Below are 15,176 nucleotides of genomic sequence, written 5' to 3' on the forward strand. Positions count from 1 at the left end.
CCGAACCTACTTACTGCAGGATGGGTGCTGCCGTCCTGGGATCGTTTGCGGGCCCTAGCCACCTGGAGCGGAGCCGTCGCCGGCCTGCTGTTGATCGTGATCGGCGGCCTGATCCAGGCGGCCGTGCCCGCCCCGGGCCATGGCGGTGGCGTCGCCTTGATCCCCTTGCCGATCACCCTGCAGGTGCCGGCGCTGCTGCTGACAGCCCTGGTGTGTGGCCCCCGCGGAGCGATGCTGGCGGCCGTCGCCTACCTCTCCCTGGGTCTGTTCCAATTGCCCGTGTTCCATGGCGGTGGCGGAACCGCCTACCTGCTCGACCCTGGTTTCGGCTACCTGGCGGGGTTTCTGCCGGCGGCCTGGGTGACCGGTCGCCTGGCCCGTCAAGAGGGAATGGATGATCCCCTGGCCCTGGCGGGGGCGGCCGCGATCGGGCTGGCTGTGCTGCAACTCTGCGGAACGGTGAACCTGTTGCTGGGCAGCCTGGCGGGCCGCTGGGCCGTGGGTCTGCCCCAGTTGCTTTTGAGCTACAGCCTGGGCCCCTTGATCCCTCAACTGCTGCTCTGCTGTGCCGTCGCCGTGCTGTCCCTGCCCCTGAGGCGGCTGCTGCTGCTCGAGCGCCGATGAGAGTGCTTCGAGGCCACCAGGTGCGGGTGCTGGTGTTGGCTGCGGTGGTGGTTGGCCTCGACCAATTCACCAAGGCCCTTGCCCTCCAGCACATGAACCCCGGCGAGGCCCTGCCGCTGCTGCCCGGCCTGCTGCAGCGGCGGTTGGTGTTCAACACCGGTGCCGCCTTCAGCCTGTTCACGGCGGCCACGCCGCTGCTGGGGGTCGTCAGCCTGCTAGTGGCCCTGGGGTTGGTGATCTGGCTGCTGCGCAGCGGCCCCCTACGGTTCTGGCAGGGATTGGGGGTGGCGGTGCTGCTGGGGGGAGCGATCGGCAATGGCCTCGACCGCTGGCGCCTCGGAACCGTGGTCGATTTCATTGAACTGGTGCCGGTCCAGTTCCCGATCTTCAATGTGGCCGATGTGGCGATCAACCTTGCCGTGCTGTTCCTGCTGCTCGACCTGCTGAGACCCCATGGCACCCACCAGGGTTGACTCCGTGAGTGGCCGCCTCGGTCAGCGATTGGCCGCCGCCAACCGTCCGGGCACAGCGCTGCTGGAGCTGTTTCTCCCTGGCCAGGGCAGCCGCCGCCTGCCGCTCCACGGTGGCCTCTACCGCATCGGCCGCGACCCCGACCTGGAGGTGGTCATCGACCACCCGGCCGTGAGCAAACAGCACGCTTACCTGGAGCAGCAGGGCCGCCATTGGCTGCTGCTCGACAACGCCTCCACCAATGGCCTCTGGTGGCAGGGGCGGCGCATCCAGCAACTGCTGCTCAGCGACGGGGATGTGGTGCGTTTCGGCCCCAGCCAGGAGCCCGGGTTGCCGGAGATTGCCTTTCGCCGGCGGCCCAGCCCGCGTCTGCCGCAGCTGGCCCGCATTCTGAGCCTGGGGCTTGGCGGCCTGGCGACGGCGGGACTCGCCCTGCTGGGGCTTTCACTGCTGCAGATGCCCGTGCGCGGCAGCCTGGCCACGGTGCGGGGGCCCCTGGCGCTCTACGACCGCAGCAACAAGCCGCTCACCTCCGCCGACTCCAGCCAACACCGGGAACAGTCCTCCCTGTCGGGTTACCCGCCCGTGCTGGTGACTGCGCTGCTGGCCAGTGAGGACAGCCGTTTCTGGTGGCATCCCGGGGTCGATCCGATCGGCACCGCCCGCGCCCTGGTGGCCAACCTGCTCGGGGGGCGGGTGCTGGAGGGGGGCAGCACCCTCACCCAGCAGCTGGCCCGCAGCCTTTACCCCGACCAGGTGGGCCAGGGGGAAACCCTGGAGCGCAAGTGGCGGGAGCTTCTGGTGGCCCTGCAGCTGGAGGCCCGATTCAGCAAGCACGACCTGCTGCTCAGCTATCTCAACCGCGTCTACCTGGGGGTCGGTTGGGGCTTTGAAGACGCCGCCCGGGCCTACTTCGGCCGGCCGGCCTCCCAGCTGCAACTGGAGGAGGCGGCCCTGCTGGTGGGTTTGCTGCCCTCCCCCAATGGCAACGATCCCTGCTCCAATCCCCAAGCGGCCCTGGCGGCCCGCAACGGGGTCCTCAACAAGATGTCCGACACCGGCAAGATCAGCGCTGACCAGGGACGGCGCAGCCGGCGGCAGCCGATTCAGCTGGGTCCCCAGGCCTGCCGGGGAGGTACCGGCCTCCGGCCTGCCCCCTTCTACACCGACCAGGTGCACCAGGATCTGCAGAACCTGCTGGGGGCCGACGTGGCCGCCGAGGGCAATTTTCTGATCGAGACCTATCTGGATCCTGTCCTCCAGACCGTCGTGGAACGTCAGCTGCGCCAGGAGCTCCAGGCCAGCGCTCCCCTGAGGGTCAGCCAGGGGGCGGTGGTGGTGCTGGATTCCCGCAACGGTGGTGTGCTCGCCATCGCCGGTGGCCGGGATTACCGCTACAGCCAGTTCAATCGCGCCAGCATGGCCCTCAGGCAGCCGGGCAGCACCTTCAAGCTGATGACGTATCTGGCGGCCCTGGAGCGGGGCATGGGGCCCACCGACGCCATCAGCTGCGCGCCCCTGGAGTGGGGCGGCCAGACCTTTGCCAGTCACTGCGGCGGTCGGGTGAGCCTCACCCAGGCGTTCGCGATGAGCAGCAACACCGCCGCCCTGCGCCTGGCCCGCCGTGTCGGGCTGGATGCCGTGGTGCGCAAGGCCCAGGATCTGGGCATCACCAGCCCACTCACGCCGGTGCCCGGTCTGGCCCTCGGACAGAGTGAGGTGCGCTTGATCGAACTCACAGCGGCCTATGGGGCCGTGGCCAATGACGGCATCTGGCATGCCCCCACCACGATCCGCCGGCTCACCGATGCCGAAACCTGCGGAGGCCTCGAGAGCGCCCGCTGCCGCGCCGCCCGTCGGACCAGCAAGCGAGCGGTCAATCCAGGCCGCCGCGTCATCAAAGCGGAAACGGCACGGCAGATGCAGGGGTTGCTGCGGGCGGTGGTGCGCGGCGGCACCGGCACCGCCGCTTACCTGGGCGGCCAGGAGGGCGGCAAGACAGGCACCACCAACGAGGCCCGCGACCTGCTGTTCGTGGGCTATGAGCCCCGCCGGCACTGGGTGATCGGCATCTGGCTCGGTAATGACGACAACACCCCCACCTCCAGCAGCAGCGCCCTGGCGGCGGGCCTGTGGAGCAGCATCGTGCGGGGCGCCGGCAGTGGCAGCCTCGCCCCCACAGCCGGCCCTTGAAGCGGACACCCCCCGCCCGGCTCTGGTGGCTGCTGGCCCTGGCCCTGGTGGTGCTGGTGGTGGTCGGAATCGTGGTGCAGGTGTTCAACAACCTGCTCTGGCAACTCAGCTACCTGTTGCCCAGTTGGCTGGTGGGGCCGGTGTTGCTGCTGCTGGTGGGCGGCGGCGCCCTGCTGCTGGGGCGTCTGGCCTGGCCCTGGATCACGGACTTCGGCCGTGAGTCAAAGGGCAAGGCCGATCCCAAAGCACTGGAGCCGCCTCCCTCCTCGCGCCAGGAGGCGGCCCGCCGCAACCTCGCGGCGATCGATCAGGTGCTCGATCGGGTGCGTGATGACGTTCAACGGGAGGCCCTGCGCCAGGAGCGGCAGCGCATCGAAGCCGACCTGCAACGGGGCGATCTGGTGCTGGTGGTGTTCGGCACAGGCTCCACCGGCAAAACTTCGTTAATCCGAGCTTTGCTCGATGAGGTGGTGGGCCAGGTGGGGGCCGCCATGGGCTCCACCGAGGGCTGCACCACCTACCGGCTGCGGCTGCGCCAGCTCGAGCGGGGGCTGCAACTGATCGACACCCCTGGGGTGCTCGAAGCCGGCGGTGAAGGCCGTCAGCGTGAAACGGTGGCCCGGCGTCAGGCCGCCCTGGCGGATCTGCTCGTGCTGGTGGTCGACGGGGACCTGCGGGCGGCGGAGATGGAGGTGTTCACCGCCCTCGCCAGCCTGGGCAAACGCCTGTTGCTCGTGCTCAACAAGTGCGATCTACGCGGCGAAGCCGAGGAGCGCCGGTTGCTGGAGCTGCTGCGCAGCCGCACCCAGGGGCGCATCGCCCCCGACGATGTGGTGCCCGCCAGCGCGGCGCCGCAGTCGGTGCCGATGCCCGGCGGCCGGCCCCACCAACCGCAACCGGAGTTGGAGGCGCTGGTGCGCCGGCTGGCCACCGTGCTGCACCAGGACGGCGAAGAACTGATCGCCGACAACATCCTTCTGCAGAGCAGGCGCCTCTCCGATGCCAGCAGGGAACTGTTGACGCGCCAGCGCCGCAGCGATGCCGAGACCATCGTCGATCGCTACATGTGGATCGGTGCCGGAGTTTTGGTGGTGACACCCCTGCCGGTGGTCGACCTGCTCGGCGCCGCGGCGGTCAATGCCCAGATGGTGGTGGAGATCGGTCGCGTCTATGGGGTGACTCTCTCGCGCCAGACCGCCCAGGATCTGGCCGTGTCCGTGGGCCGGACCCTGGCCAGCCTCGGGGTGATCAAGGGCGGCCTCGGGTTGATCGCCACCGCCCTCAGCCTCAACCTGCCGGCCCTGATTGCCAGTAAAGCGCTTCAGGCGGTAGGGGCCGCCTGGCTCACGCGCATTGCCGGATTGAGCTTCATCACCTACTTCGAGCAGGACCAGGACTGGGGTGACGGTGGCCTGCAGGAGGTGGTGCAGCGGCAATACGACCTCAACCGCCGTGATTCGGTCCTGAAGCGTTTTCTCGAGGCCGCCTTCAACCGGGTGGTGGAGCCGCTGCAGCGGGGGAAGGATCCGCAGTTACCACCCCGTCCGGGGGGAGCGCCTCGCCCAGGGCCATCCCGCCCAGGGCCTCAGGAGGAGGGGGAAGCAGGGGACCGCGGGCATCGAGCACCGTGATCAGCACCAGATAAAGCACACCGATCAGGATCGAAAGGGCGCCGGTGATGATCGCCAACCAGCGGCCACGCCTGGCGTCGGCAGCCTTGGGGCCATTGCTGTTCATCGCTTCAGCTCTGGATCGATCAGGGAGGCCGCCACAACCTTCGCCACGCTGTTGAGGTGCAGCTCCTGGGTGTGGGGGTTGCCCAGCACGGCCTTGAGGTGGTGGCGGCCGCGGTAGAGGGGACGCGAGAGCATCAGCTGATCCTCCAGCAACCGCTGACGGGTGCGCAGGGACCAACGCTCCGCCTGATCGCGGTCGATACCGATGGGCGTGAAGGCCAGCAGATGCAAGGGGCCACCCAACAGCTCCAGCTCCAGGGGTTGGAGCCTGCGCTCCAACAGGCGCCGGCGTTCGATCGCACCGTCGATCACCGCCTCGATTCCCGACAGGCCCAACTGACGCAGTCCAAGCCAGAGCTTGAGAACTTCCCCCGAGCGGGTGCCCTGCAGGCCGCATTCACCGCCGTGGGCCTCGCCCCAGCTGGGTTCCATGTAGGGCAAACCGGTGCCGAAGGCCGATAGCAGCTGATCCGGCTGCCGCAGCAGCAGCGCCGAAGATGTTTTGGTGATCCCGAGCAGCTTCTGGGGATTGACCGTGATCGAATCGGCCCTCCCCAGGCCATCGACCCGATGGCGGTGGCGCTCGCTCAGGGCGCAGACCGCGCCGATCGCTCCATCCACATGCAGCCAGATCCCAGCCGAGTGGCAGAGCGCGGCCAGCTCAGCGAGCGGATCCACCGCCCCACGCACGGTGGTGCCGGCCGTGGCCACCAGGGCGATCACCGGACGACCCAAGCGCCTCAATTCCGCCAGCCGCTCGCCGACGCGCTCGAGATCGAGGCGCCCCAACCGATCCGTTGGAACGCTGATCAGAGCCTCGGGAGGCAGACCCATCACCGTGATCGCCTTCTGGAACGACACGTGGGCGTCGGCGCTGGTCAGCACCACCGCCCGGGGGTCGTGGGCCAGACCGCGGCTGTGCCGCGCCGTCACCAGGGCGGTGAGATTGCTGAGGCTGCCGCCACTGGCCAGCACGCCGCCGCTGCTCTCACCGAGGCCCAGGCGGCGGGCCAGCCAGGAACACAGATTGCGCTCCAGGTGCGTGAGGCTGGGGGAGAGCTCTTCGGCCAGCAGGTTGTTGTTCAGCCCGGCACAGATCAGCTCCGCCACCACCGAGGCGCCCAGGGGCGGCGGATCAAGGTGAGCGATGGCGCCGGGATGGTTGGCGTTATAGGCCCCCTCCATCACCAGCTGCAGATCGCCCAGCAGCCGGTCGCAGCCAAGGCCCTGGGCCTCCGGTTCCACCACCGGCATCACACTGAGGGCCGGCAGAGGAGGCCGCTGATTCGCCGTGGCCAACCAGCGACAGAGCAGAGCGGAAGCCTGGGCAAGGAAGGCTTCCAGGGCCGGATCCCGTTGGGCCGGGTCGGCAAAGGGAAGCGGGTCGCCGTTCGGCTCCAGCTGGGGCGTGACGGCCAAGGTCGAGCAGGGAGGTTGGATCATTCTCCCCTGCAGGCTGTCAACCTGGGGCCAGAACCCGCCTGATGCGGATGGCCCCCGCAGCGTTCGAGTTCAAGCCATGCCCCATGGATGAACCGCTGCAGTGGCTCTGGATGGCCCGGCTGACGCGACTGGCGGCTCGCATTGGTGAGCGCGGGGAAATCCCGGTGGCGGCGGTGATCCTCGATGGCCGTGGCCTCGCCCTGGCCTGGGGCAGCAACCGCCGTGAGAGCCAGGCTGATCCCCTTGGCCACGCTGAACTGGTGGCCCTGCAGCGGGCCGCAAGGCTGCGGGGTGACTGGCGTTTCAACGACTGCACCCTGCTGGTGACGCTGGAGCCCTGCCCGATGTGCGCCGGGGCCCTGGTGCAGGCGCGCATGGGCCGGGTGGTCTTCGGTGCCCGTGATGCCAAACGCGGGGCCCTGGGCAGCTGCCTGGATCTCTCCACCGACTCCAGCGCCCATCACCACATGGAGGTGGTGCCGGAGGTGGACGCCGCGGCGAACAGCCAGCTGCTCGAGGACTGGTTCAGGCGGCGACGGCGGCAACGGAGGGAGACGCAGCCCTGAAGGCCGGCAGTTCCTTCTCAAGCAGATCAAGCAGCCGATCGACGTTGTCAGGCGTGCTGTTGTAGCCCATCAGACCGATGCGCCAGACCTTGCCGGCCAGGGCGCCCAGACCGCCACCCACTTCGATGCCGTGCTTGTTCAGCAGGTGCAGGCTGAAAGCCTTTCCATCGACGCCTTCAGGGATGCAGACGGTGGTGAGGGTGGGCAGGCGAAGCGGTTCGGGAACATGCAGCTCAAGACCCAGACGCTCCAGACCCGCCCAGAGGCGCTCGGCGTTGCGGCGGTGGCGGGCCCAGGCGTTCTCGATGCCCTCATCGGCCAGCAGACGCAGGGCCTCGCGCATGCCGAAATTCATGTTCACCGGGGCGGTGTGGTGGTACACCCGGTTGCTGCCCCAATATTGATTCAGCAGGGAGACATCCAGATACCAGTTGGGCACCTTGCCGCTGCGGGCGCTGAGCTTGGCCTCGGCCCGGGGACCCATGGTGAAAGGGCCCAGACCGGGCGGGCAGCTGAGCCCCTTCTGGCTGCAGCTGTAGGCCAGGTCCACACCCCACGCATCCAGGTGAATGGGCACCGCCCCCAGGGAGGTGACCGTATCGAGAATCAGCAGGGTGCCGTGTCGGCGGCAAAGCTCACCGATGCCCTCCATGGGCTGCAGCACGCCGGTGGATGTTTCAGCGTGAACCAGCGCCAGGATCGCGGGCTTGTGTTGCTCGAGGGCCGCTTCGATTTCAGCGAGGCTGAAGGCTTCACCCCAGGGGCGCTCGATCGTGTGCACCTCGGCCCGGTAGCGCTCAGCCATGTCCACCAGGCGCAGGCCGAAGTAGCCCATGACGGCGACCAGCACCTTGTCGCCCGGCTCCACCATGTTGGCGAGGGTCGCCTCCATGGCGGCGCTGCCGGTGCCGCTCATCGGAATCGTCAGCCGGTTGTCGGTCTGCCAGGCGTAGCGCAGTAGTTCCTGCACCTCACCCATCAGCTCGATGTAGAGAGGATCGAGGTGCCCGATCGGGTGGCGCGAGAGGGCCGCCAGCACGGTGGGATGGGCGTTGGAGGGGCCTGGTCCCAGCAGCAGACGGTCCGGCGTGGCGATGGGGGCCAGTCGCTGCCTGTGACGATCGCTCACGGGGGCGGAAGAGGAGGGGAGGGCCAAGTCCTGAACCGAAGAAGAAACAAGTTGGGTCGAAGCCTAATCAGCGACGCGATCGCCTCAGCGGGCGCGGACGTTCGTCGCCGCCAGACCCTTGGCCATGTGATCGAAGGGAACCCGCACCAGGGCCGACGGGGGGAAGCCGGCCTCCGCCAACAGTTCGATCACCACATCTCCCAGCAGGGTCAGGCCGCGCACGGTCGGGCCGGTGGGCACCCCCAGACTCTTGTAAGTGTCATCGAGACCGTTGAGCACGCGCTCATCGAGGATCTGGGGGTCGTCGGCCACCAGGGCGTAGCTGGCGTAGCGCAGGAAGTAGTCGAGGTCGCGCAGACAGGCCGCCCAGCGGCGGGTTGTGTAGGCGTTGCCTCCGGGAAGCAGCAATTCAGGGTCCTGGGCGAACAGCCGTTGGCTGGCCTCGCGCACGATTTCACCGGCCTCACGGTTGATCAGCTCGGCGGCGGCCAGGCGTAGCTCCGCTTCTGCGAAGTAACTGGAGGCCCGCTCAAGGGCGTCGCGATCGAAGTAGCGCCCCAGCTGGTCGTAGCGGCCGATCAGGCCCGTGATGGCATCACGCATGTCGCTCAGATCGACGCACCTGGCCGGAAACTAGCACCCGCAATCGTGCAAAACCCTGTCACCAGGCTCGATCTGGCGAATCTGACAGAAACGGTTACGCAAGCCGGAAACGGTCGCCGGCCCCCTCCATGGCGAAAGAAACAGTGGCAACCGACACCAAGGGAGCCCCTGGCTCTGCCTACGTTCCGGCCGCTTCCCCACCGGGACGCCGACCCTTGCGCGATTCCTCCCTTCCATGGCCCAGTCAGCCCAGGACGTTCTCCGCCAGATCAAGGAGGAGGAGATCGAACTGATCGATCTGAAGTTCGCCGATCTGCACGGCAAGTGGCAGCACCTCACCGTCCATGCCGATCTAATCGCGGCGGAGTCCTTCAGCGAGGGCGTGGCCTTCGACGGCTCGTCAATCCGCGGCTGGAAGTCGATCAACGAATCGGACATGGCGATGGTGCCTGATCCCGCCACCGCCTGGATTGATCCCTTCTATCGCCACAAGACCCTCAGCCTGATCTGCTCGATCAAGGAACCCCGCAGTGGCCAGCCCTATGGACGCTGTCCCCGTTCCCTGGCCCAGAAGGCGCTTGAGCACCTGCGCAGCAGCGGCCTTGCCGACACCGCCTTCTTCGGCCCGGAACCGGAGTTTTTCCTATTCGACGACGTCCGTTTCAACTCCAGCGAGGGGGGGTGCTTCTACAGCGTCGATTCGATCGAGGCGCCCTGGAACAGGGGGCGCCTGGAAGAGGGCGGGAACCTGGCCTACAAGAACAACTTCAAGGAGGGCTACTTCCCCGTCGCCCCCAACGACATCTTCCAGGACATCCGCAGCGAGATGCTGCTCACCCTCGCTCAGCTGGGCGTGCCGATCGAGAAGCACCACCACGAAGTTGCCGCCGCAGGGCAACAGGAGCTGGGGATCAGGTTCGCCGAGCTGCTCAGCGCGGCGGACAACGTTCTCATTTACAAATACGTTGTTCGAAACGTGGCGCGAAAATATGGCAAGAGCGCCACGTTCATGCCCAAGCCCGTGTTCGCCGACAACGGCAGCGGCATGCATGTGCACCAGAGCCTCTGGAAGGGAGGTCAGCCGTTGTTCTTCGGTGAGGGCACCTATGCCAACCTCTCCCAGACCGCCCGCTGGTACATCGGCGGCCTGCTCAAGCACGCCCCCAGCTTCCTGGCCTTCACCAACCCCACCACCAACAGCTACAAGCGGCTGGTACCGGGCTTTGAAGCGCCGGTCAATCTGGTCTATTCCCAGGGCAACCGCTCCGCCGCCATCCGCATTCCGCTGACCGGGCCCAGCCCAAGGGCCAAGCGCCTGGAATTCCGCTCCGGCGATGCCCTGGCGAACCCCTATCTGGCCTTCAGCGCCATGCTTCTGGCGGGGCTCGATGGCATCAAGAATCAGATCGATCCCGGCCCTGGCACCGATGTGGATCTGTTCGAGCTTTCCGCCGATGAGCTGGCCAGGATCTCCACGGTTCCCGCTTCCCTAGGCGGCGCCCTTGAAGCCCTTGATGCGGACAAGGACTACCTGTTGGCCGGTGGAGTGTTCAGCGAGGACTTCATCAGCAACTGGATCGCCCTCAAGTATGAGGAGGTGCAGCAACTGCGCCAGCGGCCCCACCCCCACGAGTTCAGCCTCTACTACGACGCCTGAGCGCTGAGCTGACGCCCCATGGCTTTAGCGGCGGTCACGCTGATGCAGGCTTGCCCAGATCAGATGCTCCCTGTCCACCACAAAGGCGGGCCCATCGGTATCGGCCTGGATCAAGCCTGGCCGCCAACCACTGCTGCCCATGGGGACCCGTTCCGTCTGGATCAATTTTGTAGCTGTTACTACTGATCTCTGGCCTCGGTCGTCAATCTTCACCGCGAACCGGTGCCCCTCCCCAGGGGCTGCAGGTCCACGCCGGTGGCCCCGATCGGTTGAAATGGGTGCCAACGCGGGAACTCCCATGCCGGATCTGGTCACCAAGCTGGCTTACCAGACCCTGCAGCAGGGCAAGAGCCTGATGGGATTGGCCCATAAGGAGCTGAGCACTCGTTTGATGGGAGTGCTCGATCCGGCCAACGTGCCCCAGACCGTTCCGGTTCCGAGCGAGGCACTGCAATCCCTGCGCGTTTCGATGGAGCGGCTCCTGGCGCTCGACTGGGAAGAGGCGGAGCAGGGGCTCTACCCGGCCTCCCTGCTGTTCGACGCCCCCTGGCTTGACTGGGCCACCCGTTACCCGCTGGTGTGGCTTGACATGCCACTGATCTGGAACCGGCGCAGCCAGCGCAAGGTGAGGGATCTGCCCGCCGATGTGCGTCCTGAGGACTATCCGGGCTACTACCTGCAGAACTTTCATCACCAGACCGACGGTTACCTGAGCGATCACTCCGCCGCCCTCTACGACCTGCAGGTGGAGCTGCTGTTCAACGGCAGCGCCGATGCGATGCGTCGGCGGGTGCTTCAGCCCCTGGTGCGCGGACTGCGGACCTTCGCCGAACGCTCCAGCAGGCAGCTGCGGGTTCTGGACGTGGCCACCGGCACCGGCCGCACCTTGCGGCAGATCCGCGGGGCACTGCCTGAGGCCCAGCTGGTGGGCCTCGATCTCTCGGCCTCCTACCTGCGCCAGGCGAACCGCTGGCTGAGCCAGCAAAGCCGCGAACTTCCCCAGCTGGTGCAGGCCAATGCCGAGGCGATGCCCTTCGCCGACGGAACCATGCAGGCGGTGACCTGTGTGTTCCTCTTCCATGAGCTCCCCAGGGAGGCGCGACGGAACGTGCTCCAGGAGTGCTTCAGGGTGCTGGAGCCCGGCGGAGTACTGGTGCTGGCCGACTCTGTGCAGATCGCCGATTCACCCCAGTTCATGCCCGTGATGGAGAACTTCCGGCGGATGTTCCACGAGCCCTACTACCGCGACTACATCGCCGACGACATCGAGGCGCACCTGCGCGACAGCGGTTTCGAAGGGGTGGCCGGCGAAAGTCATTTCATGACCAGGGTCTGGAGTGCCCGCAAGGCAGCCGCCTGAAGCCAATAGGGCTCTTCTCCACGGCCCTCAGCGGTGCAGGAAGAAGGCCAGCAACAGCCCGCCGCCACCCCAGCGCAGGGCCGTCCAGAGCACGTTCTCGCTCCAATCACTCGCGCGCAGGGCCGCTGGCAGGGGATCCAACAACCGTTGGGCGGTGGACAGGCGCTGGCGCAGGCGCCTGCTGCTGGAGCCGTTCTCGCCTGTGCTGAGCCGATCGGCGCGGCTCACCTGACCCAGCAGCACGCTGAGCGCATGCAACCAGCGGCCAGTGGGATAGGGGGTGCGCGAAGGGCGGGCCATGGAGCCAGGATGGACCGAGGCTGCCCCCATCGTCCAGTGTCCGAATCGATCGACCAGCCGATGGGCGTGACCGTGGTGAACAGCCACGGCTGGCCGGAGGGGAGCGCGGAGGCGGCGATTCAGCTCCACCGTCTGTTGACGATTCAGGAGCGGGACTGGCATGCCCTCAAAAGCCAGGCGGACCGTCGGGGCGCCGAGCAACTGGCCGCCGCCCTTGTGCAGTTACTGAGCGCCGGGCGCGGCGGCGGCGACAACCGGGAGCAGGCACGCCGCAACGCCATCGAACTGGCGGAGCATTCCCTGGGCTGGCTCAGACGGGAACGGAAGGATCCCGGCTGCCCGCAGCACGGTCGATGAGCCGGGTGGCCATCGACGGCGAACGCCGGGCCGCCACCTGCAGACGGTTGCCCCGCCGACTCCAGCGCACGTCATCGAAACAGTGCTGAATCAGAAAGAAGCCGCGCCCGCCGGCCGCATCCATCCGTTCTGGGAGTCCGATCGAGCGGGCATCGGCCGGCACCCCGCAACCTTCGTCCTGGATCTGCCAGACGTACCAGCGCGGGCTGACGATGCGGCGGATGCGCAGGCATTTGCCCGGATCGCAGCCGTTGCCATGGCGAACGGCGTTGACCAGGGCCTCCTGCAGCCCAAGCTGAAGGCGCTCCAGCTCGCCTGTCATGGTGATCGGCTCCAGCAGCAGCTCCACTAGGGGGGCCAACCGCAGGGTCGACGGGGTGATGAAGTCGGCCCAGCGCAATGCCATTCCGCCTGATCGATCCTCTTTGACCCTAACCCTCGGCGCGCTCCCGCAGGGCGGGATGGGCCAGCAGGGCATCCATCAGTCGCACACCACGTAACTGATTGATCAAGGGCATGTGGCCCTCGGGGGCCTCCAGCGTCCAGGTGAAAGCGGAGGGGTAGCGGGTCCACACGCCGTCCTGTTTCCAGCCGAGGCGGGGCCAGAGCCGCTCCCAGCGGCCATCCAGGGCGCGCAGCAGCCGGGCCTGCACCGAAAATCCGAAGCGAGCCCGTGAATAGACGGTCCAGAGACGATCGAGGCTCACCAGATCGGTGCCGCTGATCGGCTCCACCTCGCTGTAGTACACGTAGCCGCGTCGCACCGCTTCGGAACCGGCCAGACGGCGCAGCACCTCGCTGGTGAGACGGTCGGCGGCCTCGAAGTTCTGCTCCATGAGCTCTTGCTGCAGCGGCCCGTGGTCGATGCCCTGCCCGCTGGGGGCCCGCAGCCAACCGCCTGGATGGCTCGAAAGAAAAGCCTCGCTGAGGTCGTCGCGATCTTCGAGCAACAGCTGGATCAGGGCGCCAGGCCCCCAGTCATCGCCATCGGGGTCACAGCGCTTCAACCGCTCCACCAGCATCGGACGCCACTCCTGACGGCGGCTGATCAGCGGGTTCAGCAGGCCGCGACGCTGGCGCAGCGAAGCAGCCAAAAACTGATCCAAGAGCTGCTCGGCGCTCAGGGCTGAGGAGACGGGGGGGCCGGAGAGCATGGTGACGGGCCGGCGTCTCGGTGCGCCAGCATGGCCCACTATGTCAGGCCAACCCAGGCCAGGCCTGGGTCCGAAGCGCTGCTTCCCGATGGTCAACCGCCTGCCTGTGGAGGCCTTTCTCAACCAAGCCGGACCCTTGATTGACGTGCGCAGTCCGGCGGAATTCGAGCAGGGACATCTGATCGGCTCCATCAACCTGCCGCTGTTCAGCGATGCGGAGCGGGCTGAGGTCGGGACCACCTACAAAGCTCTTGGTCGCCAGGAGGCCGTGCGCCAGGGCCTGCGTCTGGTGGGCCCGAGATTGGCGCAGCTCGGTGATGGGCTGCTGGCCCAGGGCGCTGGCGCCAATGCCGGCGCCTTGAGGCTCCTGTGCTGGCGCGGGGGGATGCGCTCGGCCAGCGTGGGGTGGCTTGCCGGCAGCCTCGATCTCCCCGTGGTGCTCCTGGAGGGGGGCTACAAAGCCTTCCGGCGCTGGGTGCTGGAGCGCTTCGAGCAGAGCTGGCCCCTGCGCGTGCTCGGGGGGCGCACCGGCAGCGGCAAGACCGAACTGCTGCTCGCCCTGGCCGGGCGTGGGGTGGCGGTGGTGGATCTCGAGGGGCTGGCCCAGCACCGGGGCAGCAGCTTCGGTGGTCTGGGCAGGCCGCCCCAACCAAGCAGCGAGCACTTCGAGAATCTTCTCGCCACCGAGCTCCACAGCCAACGGGGCGCCAGCGAAATCTGGCTGGAGGCCGAATCCGCCCAGGTGGGGCGTTGCCGCATCCCGGGAGCCCTCTGGCGCCAGATGGGCCAGGCACCGGTGCTGGCGATCGAGCGCCCTCTGAAAAACCGCCTGCAGCGGCTCGTGGCCGACTACGGCCAGCAGGAGCAGGCGGGGCTGGAGCAGGCGACCCTGCGGATCGCCAAGCGCCTGGGGCCCCAGCGCACGGCCGCCGCCCTCGAGGCCCTGAGCGTCCAGGACTGGACCGGCGCCTGCCTGCAGATGCTCGACTATTACGACCGTTGCTATGACCGTGAGCTGTCCCGGTCCGAGGGCCTGGCCGCTGGCGGACCCCGGCGGCTGGATCTGGGCAGCGCCGATGCCGACGCTTGCGCCGAACGGCTGCTGCGGGAGGGACTGGTAGAGGACCGCTGCCTAGGATCGTGATTTGTGGGCGCGGGCCATGGCTGTCATTCAGTTTTTCCGTGGTGTCGATGAACCGGTCGTGCCCGACATCCGTCTGACCCGCTCAAGGGATGGCCGCACCGGCCAGGCCCTGTTCGTGTTCGAAGAGCCCCAGGCCCTGGAGCCTGATGCCATCGGTGACATCACCGGCATGTTCCTGATCGATGGCGAAGGGGAACTGGTGACACGAGATGTGAAGGCACGTTTCGTGAACGGCAAGGCCAGTGCCATCGAAGCCACCTACACCTGGAAGTCCACGGCGGATTTCGAGCGATTCATGCGCTTTGCCGAGAGCTACGCCGACACCCATGGCCTCGGCTACGCCGCCAACGCCCCGGCGGCCGATGCCACGGTTTCCGATACCCCGGATTCCGATCTCGTTCCTGAAGCCGATGCCGATCCAGTCGAAGGCTGAACTGGT

Annotated in this window: 16 protein-coding genes; 10 read left to right on the forward strand and 6 right to left on the reverse strand. The window is 67.5% G+C overall.

What is annotated here, in order from left to right:
- Window positions 1-45 precede the first annotated feature (45 nt).
- From KBZ13_RS06615 to KBZ13_RS06630, 4 genes are read left to right on the forward strand one after another with little or no spacing between them, the layout of a single operon-like run.
- Entirely contained in the window at window positions 46-624 is a 579-nt protein-coding gene (locus KBZ13_RS06615; RefSeq protein WP_255007610.1) for a biotin transporter BioY, read from the forward strand.
- Window positions 621-1,097 carry a signal peptidase II gene (lspA, locus tag KBZ13_RS06620; RefSeq protein WP_255007612.1) on the forward strand — a complete coding sequence of 159 codons (477 nt, stop codon included), beginning with the start codon at window positions 621-623 and terminating at the stop codon, window positions 1,095-1,097. The genes KBZ13_RS06615 and lspA overlap by 4 nt, the downstream gene beginning before the upstream one ends.
- Window positions 1,078-3,288, forward strand: coding sequence for a transglycosylase domain-containing protein (locus tag KBZ13_RS06625; RefSeq protein WP_255007613.1), 2,211 nt, complete (start codon window positions 1,078-1,080; stop codon window positions 3,286-3,288). Before lspA ends, KBZ13_RS06625 begins: the two co-directional genes overlap by 20 nt.
- Window positions 3,285-4,919 carry a YcjF family protein gene (locus KBZ13_RS06630; protein ID WP_255007615.1) on the forward strand — a complete coding sequence of 545 codons (1,635 nt, stop codon included), beginning with the start codon at window positions 3,285-3,287 and terminating at the stop codon, window positions 4,917-4,919. Before KBZ13_RS06625 ends, KBZ13_RS06630 begins: the two co-directional genes overlap by 4 nt.
- Before the next feature lie 102 nt (window positions 4,920-5,021).
- Here KBZ13_RS06630 and KBZ13_RS06635 read toward each other — a convergent pair whose 3' ends face one another.
- Window positions 5,022-6,443 (reverse strand): pyridoxal phosphate-dependent decarboxylase family protein, encoded by a 1,422-nt coding sequence (locus tag KBZ13_RS06635; RefSeq protein WP_255007617.1) that lies wholly within the window; start codon window positions 6,441-6,443, stop codon window positions 5,022-5,024.
- Window positions 6,444-6,514: 71 nt separating this feature from the next.
- Here KBZ13_RS06635 and KBZ13_RS06640 point away from each other — a divergent pair, with 71 nt between their 5' ends.
- Complete coding sequence (locus KBZ13_RS06640) at window positions 6,515-7,033, forward strand: nucleoside deaminase (RefSeq protein ID WP_255007618.1); 519 nt, start codon at window positions 6,515-6,517, stop codon at window positions 7,031-7,033.
- Here the strand turns inward: KBZ13_RS06640 and KBZ13_RS06645 are convergent.
- Together KBZ13_RS06645 and KBZ13_RS06650 are read right to left on the reverse strand one after the other, a co-directional pair.
- Window positions 6,993-8,189, reverse strand: coding sequence for a pyridoxal-phosphate-dependent aminotransferase family protein (locus KBZ13_RS06645; RefSeq protein ID WP_255007620.1), 1,197 nt, complete (start codon window positions 8,187-8,189; stop codon window positions 6,993-6,995). The two genes, KBZ13_RS06640 and KBZ13_RS06645, sit on opposite strands and share 41 nt — an antisense overlap.
- A 57-nt stretch (window positions 8,190-8,246) precedes the next feature.
- Window positions 8,247-8,765 carry an allophycocyanin subunit beta gene (locus KBZ13_RS06650; protein ID WP_255007622.1) on the reverse strand — a complete coding sequence of 173 codons (519 nt, stop codon included), beginning with the start codon at window positions 8,763-8,765 and terminating at the stop codon, window positions 8,247-8,249.
- A gap of 235 nt (window positions 8,766-9,000) precedes the next feature.
- On the opposite strand from KBZ13_RS06650, the gene glnA reads away from it, so the two are divergent.
- Both glnA and KBZ13_RS06660 read left to right on the forward strand, forming a co-directional pair.
- Window positions 9,001-10,422: a type I glutamate--ammonia ligase gene (gene glnA, locus KBZ13_RS06655; RefSeq protein WP_255007623.1), complete on the forward strand. Its 1,422-nt coding sequence runs from the start codon at window positions 9,001-9,003 to the stop codon at window positions 10,420-10,422.
- A 298-nt stretch (window positions 10,423-10,720) separates the two neighbouring features.
- On the forward strand, window positions 10,721-11,782 hold the full coding sequence (locus KBZ13_RS06660) for a class I SAM-dependent methyltransferase (protein ID WP_255007625.1): 1,062 nt from the start codon (window positions 10,721-10,723) through the stop codon (window positions 11,780-11,782).
- A 27-nt stretch (window positions 11,783-11,809) separates the two neighbouring features.
- Here the strand turns inward: KBZ13_RS06660 and KBZ13_RS06665 are convergent, their stop codons facing one another.
- Complete coding sequence (locus tag KBZ13_RS06665; protein ID WP_255007627.1) at window positions 11,810-12,082, reverse strand: hypothetical protein; 273 nt, start codon at window positions 12,080-12,082, stop codon at window positions 11,810-11,812.
- A gap of 36 nt (window positions 12,083-12,118) precedes the next feature.
- Here KBZ13_RS06665 and KBZ13_RS06670 point away from each other — a divergent pair, with 36 nt between their 5' ends.
- Entirely contained in the window at window positions 12,119-12,439 is a 321-nt protein-coding gene (locus KBZ13_RS06670; RefSeq protein WP_255007629.1) for a DUF6439 family protein, read from the forward strand.
- On the opposite strand, the gene KBZ13_RS06675 is transcribed toward KBZ13_RS06670, so the two are convergent.
- Window positions 12,393-12,845: an ATP-binding protein gene (locus tag KBZ13_RS06675; protein WP_255007631.1), complete on the reverse strand. Its 453-nt coding sequence runs from the start codon at window positions 12,843-12,845 to the stop codon at window positions 12,393-12,395. The genes KBZ13_RS06670 and KBZ13_RS06675 overlap by 47 nt on opposite strands.
- 25 nt (window positions 12,846-12,870) lie before the next feature.
- The gene (locus tag KBZ13_RS06680; RefSeq protein ID WP_255007632.1) at window positions 12,871-13,593 is read right to left on the reverse strand and encodes a GUN4 domain-containing protein; all 723 of its coding nucleotides are present in this window, start codon (window positions 13,591-13,593) and stop codon (window positions 12,871-12,873) included.
- Between the two features lie 88 nt (window positions 13,594-13,681).
- On the opposite strand from KBZ13_RS06680, the gene mnmH reads away from it, so the two are divergent.
- On the forward strand, window positions 13,682-14,737 hold the full coding sequence (gene mnmH, locus KBZ13_RS06685; protein ID WP_255007634.1) for a tRNA 2-selenouridine(34) synthase MnmH: 1,056 nt from the start codon (window positions 13,682-13,684) through the stop codon (window positions 14,735-14,737).
- A 16-nt stretch (window positions 14,738-14,753) separates the two neighbouring features.
- A complete protein-coding gene (gene psb28, locus KBZ13_RS06690; protein ID WP_255007636.1) occupies window positions 14,754-15,170 on the forward strand; it encodes a photosystem II reaction center protein Psb28 in 417 nt (138 codons plus the stop codon).
- Window positions 15,171-15,176 lie beyond the last annotated feature (6 nt).

The organism is Cyanobium sp. ATX 6F1 (assembly GCF_024346315.1).
Lineage (GTDB): Bacteria > Cyanobacteriota > Cyanobacteriia > PCC-6307 > Cyanobiaceae > ATX-6F1.